Raw genomic sequence first — 17974 nt, forward strand, 5'->3', positions numbered from 1 at the left:
CGGGCGCAGCCGCGTCAGCGGCCGATGCGCTCGGGGCGCACGCCCATCCCGACGAACCTCCCGGTGAGGTGGGTCAGCCGCGGGTGATCCCGCAGCAGGCGGAGCATCAGGGGCAGGGGAGCGCCGGGCGCGCGCTCGGCCAGGAGGGGCGCCTGCATCCGGCGCTGGATGGTCTGGGTCACGATCGTCGGGAACGCGCGTCGCCGCTGCACGCGGCGGAGGACGCTGCCGGGCACAGCACCGCCCGCGTGGAGGGCCGGGGTGAGGATCCGCGCGGCCGCGATCGCATCCTGCAGCGCGAGGTTGATGCCGACGCCGCCCGCCGGCGACATGGCGTGCGCGGCGTCGCCGATGCAGAGCAGCCCCTCCGACCACCACCGGCGCAGGCGCTCGATCCGCACGCGCAGGAGGTGCACGTCGGAGGGTGTCAGCCGGGAGACCGCCTCTGACAGGCGAGGGGAGATGCGCGCGATGCGGTCGCGCATGCGCGCGAGATCCGCCGCGCTGCCCTGCCAGCCGCCCGCGGGGATGACGTGGGCGACCTGGAGGAAGTCGCCGCGGTCGATCGCGATGATCATGCCCGCTCCCGCCTGCACGAAGGGGTGGCGCTCGCCGGCGCGCTTCGGCAGGCGGAACCACAGCACGTCCATGCCCGCGGCCTTCCCGCGCGGCACGAGGCCCGCGCGCTCGCGGACGCGCGAGTCGCGGCCATCCGCCCCGACGACGAGCCGCGCGCGGACCTCGAGCGGGCCATCCGGCCCGACGGCCCGCACGCCGGTCACGCGATCGGCGTCGCGGAGCAGGCCCTCGACGCGCGTCGACCGGAGCAGCCGGTAGGGCGCCTCCTGCTCGCCCGCGCGGGCGAGCAGGTCGAGGAAATCCCACTGGGGCATGAAGGTGATGACGCGACGACGCAGCGGCAGACGCGAGAAGTCGGCGATGACGCCCTCCTCGCCGTGCCAGCTCACGGTGATCCGCTCCGTGTCGGCGTGGGGGAGGGCGAGGAACTCGTCGAGCAGGCCCAGCTCGTGCAGCGCCTCCTGCGTCGACGGATGGATGGTGTCGCCGCGGAAATCGCGGAGGAAGTCGGCGTGCTTCTCCAGCGCGACGACATTGATGCCTGCCCGCGCGAGCAGCAGGCCCAGCATGAGGCCCGCCGGCCCGGCGCCCGCGATGACGCAGTCGGCGTCGATCCGGCTCGGGGCTCTGCGCGGCGCGGGCACGGAGCCATCATGCGGCGAGCGGCCGATGACGGCAAGGGCGTCCACGGGAGCGGGGGAATGCGCGTCGTCCGTGCGCCGCGCGAAGCAGGAGTATCGTGCTTCCTCGTGCTCTTCTCAGCGACGTCGTCGCGGCGACACCGTGCACGGCTGCGGCACCTCGCTCCCGCGCAGGCGATCGTCACCGGTTTCGGGCTCGCGCTCGCGGTCGGCACCTCGCTCCTCTGGCTTCCGATCTCGAATGCCGAGGGGGAGTTCACGGACCCCGTCGACGCGGTGTTCACCGCGACGTCCGCGCTCTGCGTGACCGGCCTCACGGTCGTCGACACGGCGGCTCACTGGAGCCCCTTCGGACTCGTCGTCATCCTGGTGCTCATCCACCTCGGCGGACTCGGCATCATGCTGTTCGCGTCGCTCGTCGGCATCGTGCTCGCGCGCAAGCTCAGCGTGCGCTCACGGCTCAACGCCGTCGCGGAGGCGAAAGCCGACGGCATCGGCGATGTCCGGCGGCTCGCGTGGGGCATCTTCGCGACGTCGATCGCGATCGAGGGCGTCGTGGCCGTGCTGCTGTTCGTCCGGTTCGTCGTGGGCTACGGGTCTTCGGCGGGCGAGGCGGCGTGGCTCGCGGTGTTCCATGCGGTGTCGTCGTTCAACAACGCCGGCTTCGCGCTGTACAGCGACAACCTCATGTCCTTCGTCGGCGACCCGTGGATCTGCCTCCCGCTCTGCGCCGCGATCATCCTCGGCGGGCTCGGCTTCCCCGTGCTCCGGCAGCTGAGGCGCGAGCTCGGGCGGCCCCTGCACTGGACGATGAACACGAGGATCGTGCTCGCCGGCACGGTCGTGCTGCTCGTCCTCGGCACGGTGTACATCACGGTGATCGAGTGGGAGAACCCCGGCACGCTGGGCGCCTTCGACCCCGCGACGCGCATCCTCGCGGGCTTCTTCCACGCCGTGCAGGTGCGGACAGCTGGATTCAACTCGCTCGACATCGGCCAGATGCACGACGAGACGCGGCTCGGGATGGATGTGCTCATGTTCATCGGCGCCGGGCCGGCCGGAACCGCGGGCGGCATCAAGATCACGACCTTCGCCGTGCTCCTCTTCATCCTCTGGACCGAGCTGCGCGGCGGCACGGCCGTCAACGTCTTCGGCAAGCGCCTGTCCCGCGCGGTGCACCGCGAGGCGATCTCCGTCGTCCTCATGGCGATCGCCGCCGTGATGGCCGGCGTCATCGCGATCCTCACGATGACGGAGCTCGATCTCGACGCGGTCCTCTTCGAAGCCGTGTCGGCGTTCGCGACCGTCGGGCTGTCGACCGGGATCACGGCCGATCTGCCCGACGCGGCGAAGCTCATCCTCGCCGCGCTGATGTTCCTGGGCCGCATCGGCCCCCTCACGCTCGGCTCGGCTCTCGCACTGCGCGAGCGCCGCGTCTCATACGAGCTCCCGAAGGAGCGGCCGGCGATCGGCTGATGCCGCCGGCGGAAAGGATCGAATCCATGGGCAGGTTCCTCTCATTCGGCGAGACGTCTCGCCGCATCGCCGAGGCCGACTCGGTCGCCGTCATCGGGCTCGGCCGGTTCGGCAGCTCCCTCGCGCTCGAGCTGATGGCGTCGGGCACCGAGGTCCTCGGGATCGACGGCTCGGAGGAGGTGGTGCAGGACCACAACGCGCAGCTCACCCAGGTGGTGCGCGCGGACGCGACGAAGGAGGAGGTCCTCCGTCAGCTCGCCGTCGACGAGTTCGACCGCGTCGTGCTCGCGATCGGCACCGACATCAAGGCGTCGATCCTCGTCGCCTCGCTCCTGCTGCAGCTGAACGTCCCGGTGATCTGGGCGAAGGCGGTCGACGAGCAGCACGGCCGCATCCTCGAGCAGCTGGGCGTGCACCACGTCATCTATCCCGAGAAGGACATGGGGCGCCGTGTCGCGCATCTCGTCCGTGGCGCCGCCTCGGACTACCTCGAGATCGATCGCGGCTACGCGATCGTCAAGACGGCGGCTCCCGCCGAGGTGCAGGGGGTGCCGCTCGGCGAGACCGACCTGCGCCGGCGACACGGCGTGACGATCGCGGCGTTCCGCGGCGCGTCGAACGAGTGGGCCAACGCCGACGCCGACACGGTGCTGCATGAGGGCGACGTCGTGCTCGTCGTCGGGCCGACCCGGCGCGTCGAGTCGTTCGCGCAGCTGCGCTGAGCGCGGCTCAGCGATCCAGCGAGGCGAAGCGCTCGATGTCCTCGTTCGTTCCCGAGACGATGATGAGGTCGTGGTTCGTCACGACCGTGTTCGCCTCGGCGTAGCGGAACGGCTTGCCGGGGCTCTTCACGCCGACCACGGTCACGTTGTACTTCGAGCGCACGCCCGACTCATTGAGGCCGCGACCTCGGATGAACCGAGGCGGGTACATCTTCGCGAGCACGAAGTCGTCGTCGAAGCGGATGAAGTCGAGCATGCGGCCGCTCACGAGGTGGGCGACGCGCTCTCCTGCTTCCCGCTCGGGGTAGATCACGTGGTTGGCGCCGACGCGGGCGAGGATCTTGCCGTGCGACTGCGAGACGGCCTTCGCCCAGATCTGCGGCACCTTGAGGTCGACGAGATTGGCGGTGATGAGCACCGACGCCTCGATCGAGGAGCCGACGGCGACGACGGCCACCTGGAAGTCGCCGGCGCCGATCTGCTGGAGGGCCTCGAGACTCCGGGCATCCGCCTGAACGGCGTGGGTGACCCGCTCGGACCACTTCTGCACGAGATCGAGGTTGTCGTCGATCGCGAGGACGTCGCGGTCGAGCCGATCGAGCTCTCCCGCGCAGGCGGCGCCGAAGCGTCCGAGTCCGATGACGAGGACGGGCGCGTCGCTGCGGATCTGCTCAACCAACGATGGGCCTTTCGACGGGCAGCGCGTACTGCTGCGACTTGGAGGTCGCGGCCACGGCCGCGGCGAGGGTCACTGTACCAACGCGCCCCATGAAGACCGTGACGGCGAGAACGTAGACGGCGGAGTCGGGCAGCTCCGCGGTGAGACCGGTCGAGAGCCCCACGGTCGCGAAGGCCGAGATGACGTCGAACAGCACCTCCGCGAGGGGCGCCTTGGTGATCTGCGCGATGATGATGGTCGACAGCGCGACGATCGTGGCGCCCCACGCGAGGACGGCGACGGCCACGCGCTGCACGTCGCTCGGGATGCGCCGCCCGAACACCTCGACGCTGCGTCGGCCCTTGGCCTCCGACCACACCGAGAGCGCGAGCACGGCGAGGGTCGTGACCTTGATGCCGCCCGCGGTCGACGCCGAGCCGCCGCCGACGAACATGAGCATCGAGGCCGCGAGCATCGACGACTCGTACATCTCACCGGGGTCGATCACGGAGAAGCCCCCGGACCGCGTCATCGCGCTGAGGAAGAACGCCTGGAACGTCGTGTCCCACGCATCGCTCTCACCCCAGGTTCCGGGGTTGCCGTACTCGAGGACGAGGAACACCGCCGCGCCCGCGACGAAGAGGATGACGGTGGTGATGAGCGTGAGCTTCGTGTGCAGCGGCCAGCGGTGCGGCTGGGTGAGCTGACGCGAGAGCGCGTAGATGACGGGGAACCCGATGCTGCCGAGGAACACCGAGATCATGAGGACGGTCAGGAAGAAGTAGTCGGTGTGGAACGACTCGAGCCCGCCGACGGTCGGCGTGAAGCCCGTGTTCGTGAACGACATCGCGGCGTAGTACGGGGCGATCCACGCGGCGTCGAGCCAGCTGTAGCCGGCCCAGACGATCGGGAAGTAGAGGAGCACGGCGACGACCACCTCGATGACGAGGGTCGACAGGGCGACGACGCGCAGCAGCTGGCCGATCTCACCGAGGCGCACCGCCTGTCCTTCGTTGACGACGCCTCCGTGCGATCGCAGCGGGTTGGTGTCCCCCGCTGCGATCAGCTTGGCGCGCAGGCCCAGCCGCTTCGAGATCACGAGCCCGAGCAGCGACGCGAGCGTGAGCGCACCGAGCCCGCCGATGTTGACGCCGATGAAGATGACGGCGTGCCCGAAGGCCGACCAGTGCGTCGCCATGTCCACCGTCGACAGGCCGGTCACGCAGATGGTCGAGACGGCCGTGAACAGCGCGTCCGACAGCGGGGTGCGCGAGCGGTCGTCGCTCGCGATCGGAAGAGACAGCAGCGCCGTGAAGATGAGGATCAGCGAGACGAACACGAGGATGGCGAATCGCGCTGGCGAGGACGTCGTGAAGTCGCGGAAGAACTGGCCGAGCTCCCGCCCGGCATCCTTGAACGCGCCGGCCAGTGCCGCCGACCGGCTCGTCGCCATCCGCTCTCCCCCTTCGCGCCGAAGTCGCCCATCATGGTACTCCGCGGCGCGCGCGGCTAACCTATCGGCATGGCGGACATCTTCGACGTGATCGCGGACGGCACGAGGCGCGACATCCTTCAGCTTCTGCTTCGCCGATCGTCGGATGGCCAGGACGGCACGAGCGTCTCGCAGATCGTCGCCGAGATGGGGGTCAGCCAGCCCACCGTCTCGAAGCACCTGAAGGTGCTGCGCGAAGCCGGTCTCGTCTCGGTGCGCGAAGAGGGGCAGCACCGCTATTACAGCCTGTCGCCCGAGCCGCTCGAGGCGGTCGACGACTGGCTGGTGCCGTTCTTCGTCGACGAGTCCGATCTCGCGGAGGAGGCCGCGTCGTACGCGCCGACCCTGCCGGAGCCGGCCGCGCGAGTGGCGGAGTCGGTCGGCCGCGCTGCGGCCTCCGCCAAGAACGTGGTGCAGTCGGCGCTGCGTCGCCTCGGTGCCTGAGCCGCCCGGATCGAAGAGCCGCCCTCTCGCGCGGCCTGCACGCCGCCCCGTCGGGGCCGCCCCGTCGCGGCTGAGTTCCGCGCTGCGAAAGCGGTTCTCGGCGTCCTCTCGACACTGAGAGGAACTTTCCGATCGCCTGTGGACATCCTGAATGTGATCCCGTAATACTGGCATCACGAGCGCGCTCGGTCGACCGGTGTCGGCACTTGGGGGAGTTGCGTCACACAGAAGGGCGAAGGTTGATGCGTCAACAGCGAAATCTGCCGCCGGCTCGGGGCGGCACGAGGGGGAGGAAGCGCTGGCAGCTGCCCAGCCTTCTGACCGGAACAGCCGCGGCAGTCGCCGCGGCCATGATCGTCTCCACGACGAATGCGGCCATGGCTGCCGGACTGGACACCTATCCGGATGAGCCCGCCGAGGCCGAGGCGAGTGTCATCGACACGACCGTCATCGGCGGCACCGACCTCGCCGGCGCAGCTCACTCGCACGCGGGCTCGGTCTCGGACCCCGGACCGAACGAGGAGGCGTTCCAGGCCTCGCTGCTCGGCGGGGAGCTCATCGACCTGGGCGGGCTCACGCTCCCGATCGATCAGATCATCGACTACGGACAGGCGGGCGCGCTCCTCAGCCGTTCGACGGCGACGGATCCGCAGAACGCGGAGGGCATCTCGGGCATCGCGGGCGGCGACGGGGGCATCAGCCTCGACGGCGACCAGGCGGCGTTCGGCACGGCGTCGATCGACCTGCTCTCGCTCTTCACCGCGGCGGGCGTCGGAGGCATCACCGACGTCGCCATCGACCAGGCCGACTTCAGCTTCGGTCTGGGCGGAGCCTGGGTGCAGGCCATCGACGGTGTCCTCCAGGACCCGGATGGCGTCGGCGGGGCAGGTCAGTACCGCATCGCGGATGCGAAGCTCACCATTCACTCGCCCGTCATCGACGAGGCGGCGGACAGCCTCAGCGACGCCGCGGGTCAGGTCGAGCAGACGCTCGTAGACACGATCAACAGCACGCTCGACATCGCCAGCCTCGTGGCACTGGTGCCGGGCGCGAGCCTCGACGTCAACGTCGCGACCACGCTCCAGCAGGACGTGCTCGATGCACTGCTGCTCGCGCCGATCACGACCGACGACGGCCTCGCGTCGCTCAACCTCGGTGACGGCACCATCACGATCGACCTCGCCCGAATCGGCGGCAACGACGATGGCGTGATCCCCGACCGGCCGGTCGGTATCAACAACCAGAACCCGAACACCGAGCTCATCGACGACACGACGTACCCGTTCATCGCGAGCAGCGTGCACGACGTCATTGAGAAGGTCATCGAGGTCGGTCTCGGCGCCGTGGCGGACTCGCTGAACTCGGTCGAGCTGCAGTTCTCGGGCTCGATCCCGCTGGCGGGCAACGCGAACTTCGCGATCAACCTCGCCGGCCAGATCACCCAGCCCTGCACGGGAACCGCGTGTGCGCTGTTCTCGCCGATCATCCTCGCCGCGCAGACGGCGACGGCCGCTCTCGGACCGGTCCTGACGGACCCCGACGGCGTGCTGTACCAGGCGTTCACGACCATCAAGACCGACATGATCACGGTCCCGGTGCGTGCGGCGGTGGACCCGTTCCTCGAGATCCTCTCCACGGCGATCTCGCTGCAGATCAACCATCAGGAGGCCACGAGCTGCACGCCTGCGGGCGGTGGAGCAGACCTCACGAACGGGCTGGAGGTCTCGGCGCTGAGCCTGGGTCTCCTCGGGGGCGACCTCGCGCGCCTGAACATCGGCAACGCCGGCGTCCGCTTCGACGCCTGCGCCGCTGCCATTTCGCTGACGGCTGAGTCGCCCGTTCCCGCGGGCACCGACATCGACGTGACGTCGACCGGGTGGACGCCCGGAACCGACGTGACGCTGCAGCTGACCGATGCCGACGGCAACCCCGTGGGCGAGCCGGTCGTCGTTACGCCGGACGCCGAGGGCGCCTTCCCTGCGGGGACGGTCGTGCCGGTTCCTGCTGACACGGCTCCCGGCGACCTGACGCTGACGGCCACCGACCCGGACGGCCTCACGGCCGAGGCCCCGGTCACGGTCTACGCTCCGACGCTCACCGCCGACACGCCTGTCCAGCCGGGCCAGTGCTCCGCGCTGACCTCGGGCGGCTGGCTGCCGAACACGGAGGTCACGTTCCAGCTGACCGACGCGGCGGGCAACCCGGTGGGAGACCCCGTGGTCGTCACGACCGACGCCGAGGGCAACATCCCGGCTGACACGTGCGTCCTCGTCCCCGAGGGCACGGAGCCCGGCGACTACACGGTCGTCGGCACCGACCCGAACGGCGCCGAGGTCTCGACGCCGCTCCAGGTCGTGCCCGCTGACGCGCCGATCCTCGACGCCTCGACGCCGGCTCCCGCCGGTGACGAGACCGAGATCACGTCGACCGGCTGGGAGCCGAACACCGACGTGACGGTTCAGCTGCAGGATGTCGACGGCAACCCCGTCGGCGACCCGATCACGGTGACGACCGACGACACGGGCGCCTTCCCCGCGGGGACGACGCTGCCGATCCCGGCGGGCACCACGCCGGGTGACTATACGGTCGTCGGGACCGCCGGAAACGGCGACACCGCGCAGGACGTCATCCAGGTGTACACGCCGACGATCGAGCCGGTCACCCCGGCCGCTCCCGGTGCGTGCGCTGAGATCGTCTCGGGCGGCTGGCTGCCGAACACGGATGTCACCTTCCAGCTGACCGACGCCGACGGCAACGCCGTGGGCGACCCGGTCACCGTCACGACCGACGCCGAAGGCAACGTCCCGGCAGACACCTGCGTCACGATCCCCGAGGGCACCGAGCCCGGCGACTACACCGTCATCGGCACGGACCCCAACGGCGGTCAGGTCGAGGCCCCCGTCGTCGTCTATGCGCCGACGCTCGAGGCCACGTCGCCCGAGATCGCCGGTGGCGAGACCGAGGTCACGTCGGGTGGCTGGCTGCCCGAGTCGGAGGTCACCCTCCAGCTCGAGGACGCCGACGGCAACCCGCTGGGCGACCCGGTTCCCGCGACGACCGACGTGGACGGCAACGTCCCCGCCGGCACGGTGGTCCCGGTTCCGGCTGACGCTCCGGCAGGCACCTACACGGTGGTCGGCGCGGACGCCAACGGCACCGAGGCCTCGGCCCCGGTCGAGGTCATCGCGCCGACGATCGAGGCGACGTCTCCGGTTCCGGCCGGTGGCGAGACCACGGTGACGTCGGGCGGCTGGCCCGCAGACGCTCCGCTGACGCTGCAGCTCGAGGACGCCGACGGCAACCCCGTGGGCGACCCGGTCCCGGTGACGACCGACGCGGGCGGCGACGTCCCCGCCGGCACCGTCGTCCCGGTCCCCGCTGAGGCCACCGCCGGCGACTACACCGTGGTCGCCGCCGACGAGAACGGCAACGAGATCTCGGCTCCGGTCGCGGTCTACGCTCCCGTGATCGACGTGACGTCGCCCGAGATCGCCGGTGGCGAGACCGAGGTCACGTCGGGTGGCTGGCTGCCCGAGTCGGAGGTCACCCTCCAGCTCGAGGACGCCGACGGCAACCCGCTGGGCGAGCCGGTCGTCGTCACGACGGACGCCGACGGCAACGTTCCCGAGGGCACCGTGGTCCCGATCCCGGCCGACGCCGCCGAGGGCGACGTGCTCACCGTCGTCGCCACGGACGCGAACGGCGCCGAGGTGTCGGACACCGTCGAGGTCGCGGCCATCGCGCCGACCCTCGAGGCCGAGTCGCCGGTTCCCGCTGGTGGCGAGACCGAGGTCACCTCGGGTGGCTGGCTGCCCGAGTCGGAGGTCACCCTCCAGCTCGAGGACGCCGACGGCAACCCGGTCGGCGCCCCGGTCCCGGTCACGACCGACGCGGACGGCAACGTCCCCGCCGGCACGACGGTTCCGGTTCCGGCTGACGCTCCCGCAGGCGGCTACACGGTCGTCGGCACCGACCCCAACGGCGTGGAGGCCTCCGCTCCGGTCCAGGTCTACGCACCTGCGATCGACGTCACCTCTCCGGAGGCGGCGGGCGGCGCGACCGAGGTCACGTCGGGCGGCTGGCTGCCCGAGACCGACGTCACGCTCCAGCTGACGGACGGCGGCGCTCCTGTGGGCGACCCCGTGGTCGTCACGACCGACGCGGACGGCAACGTCCCGGCGGGCACGACGATCGCGATCCCCGCTGACGCGACGACCGAGGATGTCTTCACCGTCGTCGGCTCTGACGCCAACGGCGCCACGGTGAGCGACACCGTCGAGATCATCGCTCCGACGCTCGAGGCCACGTCGCCGGTTCCGGCCGGTGGCGAGACCGAGGTGACGTCGGGCGGCTGGGCTCCCGAGTCCGAGGTCTCGCTGCAGCTGACGGACGCCGACGGCAACCCCGTGGGAGAGCCGGTGGTCGTCACGACTGACGCGGACGGCAACGTCCCCGCCGGCACGACGGTTCCGGTTCCGGCTGACGCTCCCGCAGGCGACTTCACGGTCGTCGGCACCGACGTGAACGACAACAGCGTCGAGGCGCCTGTCGAGGTCTACGCGCCGGTCATCGAGGCCACATCGCCGGTTCAGGCCGGTGACGCGACCGAGGTGACGTCGGGCGGCTGGATCGGCGGCAGCGAGGTCTCGCTGCAGCTGACCGACGCCGAGGGCAACCCCGTGGGCGAGCCCGTGGTCGTCACGACCGACGCGGACGGCAACGTCCCCGCCGGCACGGCGCTCCCGACCCCGGCCGATGCGGTTCCCGGTGACGTGTTCACCGTGGTCGCAGCGGACGACAACGGCGCGGAGGTGTCCGACACGGTCGAGATCGTCGCCCGCGAGGTGACGGTCGAGGCCGAGTCGCCGGTTCCGGCCGGCGGCGAGTCGGAGATCACGTCGGGCGGCTGGCTGCCCGAGTCCGAGGTCACCTTCCAGCTGACGGACGCCGAGGGCAACCCCGTGGGCGAGCCGGTGGTCGTCACGACCGACGCGGACGGCAACGTCCCCGCGGGCACGACGGTCCCGGTTCCGGCTGACGCTCCCGCAGGCGACTACACGGTCGTCGGCTCGGACGCGAACGGCAACACGGGCGACGCTCCGCTCGCGGTGTACGCGCCGGTCATCGACGCCTCCTCGCCGGTCATCGCCGGTGGCGAGACCGAGGTGACGTCGGGCGGCTGGGCTCCCGAGTCCGAGGTCACGATCCAGCTCGAGGACGCTGACGGCAACGCCGCCGGCGACCCCGTGACGGTCACGACCGACGCTGAGGGCAGCGTGCCCGCAGGCACCACGCTGACGGTTCCCGCTGACGCGGCTGCCGGCGACGTGTTCACCGTCATCGCGACGGACGCCAATGGCGCCGAGGTCTCGGCCCCGGTCGAGGTCATCGCGCCGACGATCGAGGCGACGTCTCCGGTTCCGGCCGGCGGCGCGACCGAGGCCACGACGGGCGGCTGGGGCGCGAACGCGCCGCTGACGCTGCAGCTCGTGGACGCCGAGGGCAACCCGGTGGGTGACGCGGTCCCGGTCACGGCGGACGCGGACGGCAACGTCCCGGCCACGTCGGTCCCGGTTCCGGCTGACGCCGCCGCGGGTGACCACGAGGTCGTCGCGGCAGACGAGAACGGCAACGAGGTCTCGGCTCCGGTCGAGGTCTACGCTCCCGCGATCGAGGTGACGTCGCCGGTCGAGGCCGGTGACGCGACCGAGGTCACGTCGGGCGGCTGGCTGCCGGAGTCGGAGGTCTCGCTTCAGCTGACCGACGCCGAGGGCAACGCCTCGGGTGAGCCGGTGGTCGTCATGACGGACGCGGACGGCAACGTCCCGGCCGGCACGACGGTCGCCACCCCCGCTGACGCGGCGGCCGGTGACGTGTTCACGGTCGTCGCGACGGATGGCAATGGCGCGGAGGTCTCCGACACCGTCGAGATCGTCGCGGCCTCCGCCGAGCCGACGCTCGACGCGGAGTCGCCGGTTCCGGCTGGCGGCGAGTCGGAGATCACGTCGGGCGGCTGGGCCCCTGAGTCGGAGGTCACCCTCCAGCTCTCGGACCCCGAGGGCGCGGACGCGGGCGAGCCCGTGGTCGTGACGACCGACGCCGAGGGCGACGTGCCGGTCGGCACGGTCGTGCCGATCCCGGCGGACGCCGAGGCCGGTGTCTTCACCGTCACGGCGGCCGACGCGGAGGGCCTGCAGCTGTCCGACACCGTCGACGTGTACTCGCCGACGCTCGAGGTCGAGACCCCGGCGGCGCCCGGTACGTGCGCCGACGTCGTCTCGGGCGGCTGGCTGCCGAACTCGGAGGTCACGATCCAGCTGACGGATGCCGATGGCAACCCCGTGGGCGACCCGGTGGTCGTCACCGCGGACGCCGACGGCAACCTGCCAGCCGGCACGTGCGTTCCCGTTCCCGCTGACGCGGAGCCCGGCGACTACACGGTCGTCGGAACCGACGGAGACGCTCTCGTCGAGGCGCCGCTGACCGTCGCGAACGAGGGCGACGCCGACGACAGCAGCAACGCCGACAGCGACGCGAACGCTGACAGCAGCAGCAATGCGGACAGCTCCAGCAATGCGGACAGCTCCAGCAATGCGGACAGCGCCAGCAATGCGGACAGCTCCAGCAATGCGGACAGCTCCAGCAATGCGGACAGCTCCAGCAACGCTGACAGCTCCAGCAATGCGGACAGCTCCAGCAACGCTGACAGCGCCAGCAACGCGGACAGCTCCAGCAACGCTGACAGCAGCAGCAACGCGGACAGCTCCAGCAACGCTGACAGCAGCAGCAACGCTGACAGCAGCAGTAACGCTGATAGCAGCAGCAACGCCGACTCCGACAACGAGTCCGACGCCAACGCTGACAACGACAGCACCGCGGACAGCGACAGCAACGCGAACGCTGACAACGACAGCGACGCGAACGCGAACAGCTCGAGCAACGGCAACGGCGACAGCGGCGGCAAGAAGCGCCCGCTCTCGCCGACCGGCGGCGAGTTCGACGCGATCCCGCTGGCGCTGCTGGTGATCCTCGCCGGCACGGGCATCCTGCTCGGCGCCACCCGCAGCAAGTGGCTGGTCCGCAAGGACTGACCATCTGACGCGCACACCGGCGGCGGCCTCGGAGACGGGGCCGCCGTCGGCGTGTGCGGGGGAGGAGTTCTGTGAGAATCGAGAGCATGCGAAGGCGAGCGGGGGCCGCGTTGATCGCGCTGGTGGCGGCGGGCGGGCTCGCCGCCTGCACGGATGAGCCGCAGGCAGCGCCCGAGGAGGCGCCGCACGCCGCGGTGTTCGACTGCGATCAGGGCGAGCCGCTCGCGAACGCCCTCGAGAACGGCGCCGAGTGGGCCATGTGCTGGCAGGTCGATCCCGATCGCGGCCTCGTGCTCACGGACATCCGCTTCACGCCGACCGATGCCGAGCCCGTCCTCATCGCGGAGGAGCTCTCGCTCGCGCAGCTCGAGGTCCCGTACGACTCGGGCGAGAACACCACGTACGACCTCACCGACGCCGGCTTCGGCGGCACGAAGATGCAGACCCTCACCGAGACGGAGTGCGTCGGGGAGCGGATCGCGACGGACATCCCCGACATCGACGACGGCACGTACGGCAAGACCCGTCACCGCGAGGTGCTGTGCTCGCTCATCGTCGACGGCGGGCTCGGGTACCGATCGGGGGAGTTCGGCGAGGTCGTCGCCGCGCGACGTGAGGACTGGCAGCTCTCCACGATCTCGAAGGTCGGATGGTACGAGTACGTCACGCAGTACTCGTTCGGCTCGGACGGCGTCATCCGATCCGACCTCGGCGCGACCGGCGACATCTCGCCGATCGACTTCAGCGACCACGAGCACGGCTCGGCGGTGGGCGAGGGCGATCATGCGCACGCGACGAGCCACTCCCACAACGCCGTCTGGCGGGTCCACTGGGCGCTCGACGATCCGGGCGCGCTCGCGGTCGAGCAGTACGACGCGGAGGACACAGGGGAGATGGGGCCGAAGGCGCCGATCGTGGAGGGCAGTCTGCGGGCGATCGAGCATCCGGCGATCGCGCAGTGGGAGGACCGGCGCTGGTGGCGCGTCCTGGCCCCGGGCGTGCTCAACGCCGATGGCCGTCCGATCTCCTACGAGATCGATCTCGGCAAGAGCGACACCTTCACCTTCACCCACGATCACCTCTTCCACGGCGAGGAGGAGGCGTACGACGTCGCGTTCACTAATGCCGACCCCTGCGAGCTGCTCGCCGTCCGCAACGGCGCGGGGTCGACGTGCGGGCAGAGCGTGCACGACTACATCGAGGACTCCGCGGACGAGGAGCTGCGCGATGTCGTCTCCTGGGTCGCCGTGGGCTTCCACCATGTCGTCCGCGATGAGGATCAGTCGCCGATGGACATGCACTGGCAGGGGTTCGCCCTGCGGCCGCGCGACCTCACGGCGCAGCGGGTCGCCGTGCCGGACGGGCGCGAGGAGCTCAACGGCGAGCTCGAGGGCGAGTTCCGGAAGTGGTACCGCCTCGACGAGGAGGACTGAGCAGGGGAGGGAGCGGGCGGAGGGGCGCGCCCTCCGCCCGCCTGCTCAGCGGCGCCCTGCCTTGCGCTGGAACAGCCATCCGCCCCAGGCCACCGCGATGACGAGGATCGCGGCGCACCAGAGCAGCGCCCAGGCTCCCTGTGCACCGATGTCGGTGCCGAAGAGCAGGCCGCGGATGGTCTCGATGATGGGCGTCACGGGCTGGTAGGTCGCGATCGGCTGCAGCCATTCGGCCAGGGAGTCCACCGGGACGAACCCGCTCGAGAGGTACGGCAGGAAGAGGAGCACGAAGCCGTAGGCGTTGGCGCCCTCGGGGCTCGACGCGGCGAGTCCGATCGCGGCGAAGAGGTACGTGATGGCGAGGATGTACAGCGCGATGAGCGCGGCGGCCCCGATCCACTCGAGCGGACCGGCCGCCGGGCGGAAGCCCACGAGCAGGGCGACGCCGACGACGATCGCCGTCGCCACGAGGTTGCGGATGAGGCTCGCGACGACGTGTCCCGTGAGGACGGCGCTCGCTCGCAGCGGCATCGTGCGGAACCGGTCGATGATGCCCGCCTTCATGTCACCGGCGACGTAGACGGCTGTCGAGGCCGCGCCGAAGCCCGCGCACGTGAAGACGATCCCGGGCACGACATAGTCGACGTAGCCGCCGGACGGATCGATCGCGCCGCCGAAGATCCACGTGAACATGAGCATGAGCATCACGGGGAGGAGGATGGCCATGAGCAGCGACTCCCCGTCGCGCAGCGAATGGCGGAGGCTGCGCCCGACGAAGACCGATTCGGCGGTCAGGCCGCGCAGGCGCGGGCGGGCGAGGTCGACGGCGGTCATGCGGACTCCTTGAGCTGAGGCGTCCGGGCGGACGCGGGTTCGGTGAGGGCGAGGAAGACGTCGTCGAGCGTCGGGCGTCGCAGCGAGACGACGCCGTCGGCGCCGGACTCGTCGAGCACGTCGAGGGCCCGGCGCAGGCCCGGCACCGTGCCGTCCGTCGGCACCTCGCGGAGGAGGTCGCCACGGGCGTCGTGGAGCTCGACGGTGTCGCCGCCCACGCGCGCCTTCAGCTGCGAGGCCGTGCCGAGCGCGGCGACCCGGCCCTCGTGCAGCACGGCGATCCGGTCGGCCAGCTGGTCCGCCTCCTCGAGGTACTGGGTCGTGAGGAAGACGGTGGTGCCGGCTGCGGCGACGGCGCGGATGACGTCCCACAGGTCACGGCGGCTGCGGGTGTCGAGACCGGTGGTCGGCTCGTCGAGGAAGAGCACCTCGGGCGTCACGACGAAGCTCAGCGCGAGGTCGAGACGGCGGCGCATCCCGCCGGAGAACGTGCCCACGCGCCGCGCGGCGGCATCGGACAGGGCGAAGCGGGCGAGGAGATCCCGCGCGCGCTCGGCGGCGGCTCGGGGCGACAGGCCGGCGAGACGGCCGAACATGACGAGGTTCTCGGACGCCGTGAGCACGTCGTCGACCGCAGCGGACTGACCCGTCAGGCTGATGCGACGGCGGACCTCGTCTGGCTGCGTCGCCACGTCGTGGCCCGCGACGTGCGCGATGCCGTCGTCCGGGTGCACGAGTGTCGTGAGGATGCTGATGGTCGTCGTCTTGCCCGCGCCGTTCGGGCCGAGCAGGGCGAAGACCTCTCCGGGCTCGACCGAGAGGTCGAGCCCGTCGAGGACGGTGTGCGCGCCGAACCGCTTGCGCAGTCCTCGCACCTCGATGGCGGGACGCATGGCGTCTCCCTTCTGTGTATGAACGAAACTGTTTATGACAGTGACACACTGTTTATGTCATATACAGGCCTAGGCTGAGACGCATGAGCGAGACCGAGCAGACCCCCGTCGAGCTGCCCCGCGGCATCGCGCTCGCGTGGGGAGTCGCCGCGAATCCGCAGCGGGGGCCCAAGCGCGAGATGAGCGTCGAGCGCATCGTCGAGACGGCCGTCGAGCTGGCCGACCGCGAGGGGATCGGGGCCGTCTCGATGGCCGCCGTCGCGAAGAAGCTCGGCTTCACGCCCATGTCGCTCTACCGGTACGTCAGCGCGAAGGACGACCTGCTCCTCCTCATGCAGGAGGAGGCGACGGGGCTTCCCCCCGAGGAGCATCGGACGGCGGATGGCTGGCGCCGGGCGCTCGAGGTGCTCTTCCGCGCGCAGGTCGAGATCTACCTCCGCCATCCGTGGATCCTGGCTCTGCCGATCGCGGGCTCGCCGATCACTCCGAACAGCTCGGCGTGGCTCGATGCGGCCCTCGGCGCGCTGGCGCAGACGCCGCTCGCTCCGTCGGAGCGGCTCGCGGTCGCGCTGGCCGTCACCGGGCAGGCGCGGTGGTGCGGGATCGTGAACGCCGGCTACAGCGAGGCCGCGCGCGCAGACGGGCTCGCGCCCGAGGAGGTGGCGGCGCGCGAGGCGGCCCTGTTCGATGCGGTCATCGACGCCGATGGGTATCCCGCGCTGCGCGGCGCGATCGATGCGGGCGTCTTCCTCGACGAGGCCGATCCCTTCCGATTCGGGCTCGCCCGCCTTCTCGACGGCGTCGAGGGCTACATCGCCCGGCTCGACCGCGGTGAGCCCCCTGCGAGCGAGGGCGGATGGATCGAGCTCGACGACGCCGACGTGCTCGAGGACAAGCGCTACCGCGCGGCGGCGAAGGCGTCCCGAGACGCGCAGAAGGCGCTCGTCGCCGCGGAGAAGGTGCTGCGCCAGGCGCGCAGGGCTCAGGCCCAGGCTCTCAAGGAGGCGCGGGAGCGCGCCGCGCGCTGACGGGTGCCCGGGTCACACGGGTCACTCGGGTTTACAGGCGTCTCCGCTAGCCTCTAGAGTTGTCGGGATCGAACAGAGAGGGTCGTGGGGGAATGGCTGAACTGCCGGATGTGCGGTTTCTCACGGTCGCCGAGGTCGCAGACATCATGCGCGTCTCGAAGATGACCGTCTATCGGCTCGTCCACTCGGGCGAGCTCCCCGCCGTCCGGTTCGGCCGCAGCTACCGAGTCCCCGAGTCCGCCGTCACGGCCGCTCTCGAGATGCCGTCGGAGCGCCCCATCGCCGACGCCGGCTGAGCGCTCCGAGTCGGCGTTCAGGCGCCGCTCCCATCATGGGATAAGATGCTCTGAGGCACTTTTCCATGGTGCCCGATCCCGGATGTCAGCGACGGCCGTCGCGACCGGACATCCAACCCCTGACATAGCGAGGTTTCCGTGGGTTCTGTCATCAAGAAGCGCCGCAAGCGCATGGCGAAGAAGAAGCACCGCAAGCTGCTTCGCAAGACTCGCCACCAGCGCCGCAACAAGAAGTAGCGGCCCCCGCGAACGCCGGCTCCGTGATCCACGGGCCGGCGTTTCTGGTATCCGGGCGTCATCGCCGGTCGTCGGGTTATCGGCCAGAAAGAGTGGATGGGTCGGGTGTGTCATCCTCGTCCTGCCCACCCAGAGCGGGCCCAGAGGCCT

13 protein-coding genes are annotated in these 17974 nt (G+C 70.8%); 8 read left to right on the forward strand and 5 right to left on the reverse strand.

The window, feature by feature from the left end; all coding sequences use genetic code 11:
- Positions 1 to 14: 14 nt before the first annotated feature.
- Positions 15 to 1223, reverse strand: coding sequence for an FAD-dependent oxidoreductase (locus ACWXWW_RS13350; RefSeq protein ID WP_455970241.1), 1209 nt, complete (start codon positions 1221 to 1223; stop codon positions 15 to 17).
- Positions 1224 to 1232: 9 nt separating this feature from the next.
- Here ACWXWW_RS13350 and ACWXWW_RS13355 point away from each other — a divergent pair, with 9 nt between their 5' ends.
- Entirely contained in the window at positions 1233 to 2696 is a 1464-nt protein-coding gene (locus tag ACWXWW_RS13355) for a TrkH family potassium uptake protein (protein WP_455970243.1), read from the forward strand.
- A 26-nt stretch (positions 2697 to 2722) separates the two neighbouring features.
- Complete coding sequence (locus tag ACWXWW_RS13360) at positions 2723 to 3418, forward strand: potassium channel family protein (protein WP_421076091.1); 696 nt, start codon at positions 2723 to 2725, stop codon at positions 3416 to 3418.
- Positions 3419 to 3425: 7 nt separating this feature from the next.
- On the opposite strand, the gene ACWXWW_RS13365 is transcribed toward ACWXWW_RS13360, so the two are convergent.
- On the reverse strand, positions 3426 to 4097 hold the full coding sequence (locus ACWXWW_RS13365; protein ID WP_271174410.1) for a potassium channel family protein: 672 nt from the start codon (positions 4095 to 4097) through the stop codon (positions 3426 to 3428).
- Positions 4090 to 5529, reverse strand: a complete 1440-nt coding sequence (locus ACWXWW_RS13370) for a TrkH family potassium uptake protein (RefSeq protein ID WP_455970245.1) — start codon at positions 5527 to 5529, stop codon at positions 4090 to 4092. The genes ACWXWW_RS13365 and ACWXWW_RS13370 overlap by 8 nt, the downstream gene beginning before the upstream one ends.
- A 69-nt stretch (positions 5530 to 5598) precedes the next feature.
- On the opposite strand from ACWXWW_RS13370, the gene ACWXWW_RS13375 reads away from it, so the two are divergent.
- From ACWXWW_RS13375 to ACWXWW_RS13385, 3 genes are all read left to right on the forward strand, one after another.
- Positions 5599 to 6012, forward strand: coding sequence for an ArsR/SmtB family transcription factor (locus ACWXWW_RS13375; RefSeq protein ID WP_271174412.1), 414 nt, complete (start codon positions 5599 to 5601; stop codon positions 6010 to 6012).
- A gap of 377 nt (positions 6013 to 6389) precedes the next feature.
- Entirely contained in the window at positions 6390 to 13103 is a 6714-nt protein-coding gene (locus ACWXWW_RS13380) for a hypothetical protein (RefSeq protein ID WP_455970247.1), read from the forward strand.
- Positions 13104 to 13189: 86 nt separating this feature from the next.
- Positions 13190 to 14536, forward strand: a complete 1347-nt coding sequence (locus tag ACWXWW_RS13385; RefSeq protein ID WP_455970249.1) for a copper amine oxidase — start codon at positions 13190 to 13192, stop codon at positions 14534 to 14536.
- Positions 14537 to 14581: 45 nt separating this feature from the next.
- Here the strand turns inward: ACWXWW_RS13385 and ACWXWW_RS13390 are convergent, their stop codons facing one another.
- On the reverse strand, positions 14582 to 15370 hold the full coding sequence (locus ACWXWW_RS13390) for an ABC transporter permease (protein WP_455970251.1): 789 nt from the start codon (positions 15368 to 15370) through the stop codon (positions 14582 to 14584).
- A complete protein-coding gene (locus ACWXWW_RS13395; protein ID WP_455970253.1) occupies positions 15367 to 16263 on the reverse strand; it encodes an ATP-binding cassette domain-containing protein in 897 nt (298 codons plus the stop codon). Before ACWXWW_RS13395 ends, ACWXWW_RS13390 begins: the two co-directional genes overlap by 4 nt.
- A gap of 83 nt (positions 16264 to 16346) precedes the next feature.
- On the opposite strand from ACWXWW_RS13395, the gene ACWXWW_RS13400 reads away from it, so the two are divergent.
- From ACWXWW_RS13400 to ACWXWW_RS13410, 3 genes are all read left to right on the forward strand, one after another.
- The gene (locus tag ACWXWW_RS13400; protein WP_455970255.1) at positions 16347 to 17291 is read left to right on the forward strand and encodes a TetR/AcrR family transcriptional regulator; all 945 of its coding nucleotides are present in this window, start codon (positions 16347 to 16349) and stop codon (positions 17289 to 17291) included.
- Between the two features lie 92 nt (positions 17292 to 17383).
- The gene (locus tag ACWXWW_RS13405; RefSeq protein ID WP_271174418.1) at positions 17384 to 17587 is read left to right on the forward strand and encodes a helix-turn-helix domain-containing protein; all 204 of its coding nucleotides are present in this window, start codon (positions 17384 to 17386) and stop codon (positions 17585 to 17587) included.
- A gap of 138 nt (positions 17588 to 17725) precedes the next feature.
- Positions 17726 to 17824, forward strand: coding sequence for a 30S ribosomal protein bS22 (locus tag ACWXWW_RS13410; RefSeq protein ID WP_003792170.1), 99 nt, complete (start codon positions 17726 to 17728; stop codon positions 17822 to 17824).
- The last annotated feature ends 150 nt before the right edge of the window (positions 17825 to 17974 follow it).

Source organism: Microbacterium sp. KNMS, assembly GCF_053851835.1.

Coding starts and splice junctions, on each gene's coding strand:
- ACWXWW_RS13375 (WP_271174412.1), top strand. CDS start 5,599: ATGGCGGACATCTTCGACGTGATCGCGGACGGCACGAGGCGCGACATC.
- ACWXWW_RS13385 (WP_455970249.1), top strand. CDS start 13,190: ATGCGAAGGCGAGCGGGGGCCGCGTTGATCGCGCTGGTGGCGGCGGGC.
- ACWXWW_RS13400 (WP_455970255.1), top strand. CDS start 16,347: ATGAGCGAGACCGAGCAGACCCCCGTCGAGCTGCCCCGCGGCATCGCG.
- ACWXWW_RS13380 (WP_455970247.1), top strand. CDS start 6,390: ATGGCTGCCGGACTGGACACCTATCCGGATGAGCCCGCCGAGGCCGAG.
- ACWXWW_RS13355 (WP_455970243.1), top strand. CDS start 1,233: ATGCGGCGAGCGGCCGATGACGGCAAGGGCGTCCACGGGAGCGGGGGA.
- ACWXWW_RS13390 (WP_455970251.1), bottom strand. CDS start 15,370: ATGACCGCCGTCGACCTCGCCCGCCCGCGCCTGCGCGGCCTGACCGCC.
- ACWXWW_RS13360 (WP_421076091.1), top strand. CDS start 2,723: ATGGGCAGGTTCCTCTCATTCGGCGAGACGTCTCGCCGCATCGCCGAG.
- ACWXWW_RS13405 (WP_271174418.1), top strand. CDS start 17,384: ATGGCTGAACTGCCGGATGTGCGGTTTCTCACGGTCGCCGAGGTCGCA.
- ACWXWW_RS13370 (WP_455970245.1), bottom strand. CDS start 5,529: ATGGCGACGAGCCGGTCGGCGGCACTGGCCGGCGCGTTCAAGGATGCC.
- ACWXWW_RS13395 (WP_455970253.1), bottom strand. CDS start 16,263: ATGCGTCCCGCCATCGAGGTGCGAGGACTGCGCAAGCGGTTCGGCGCG.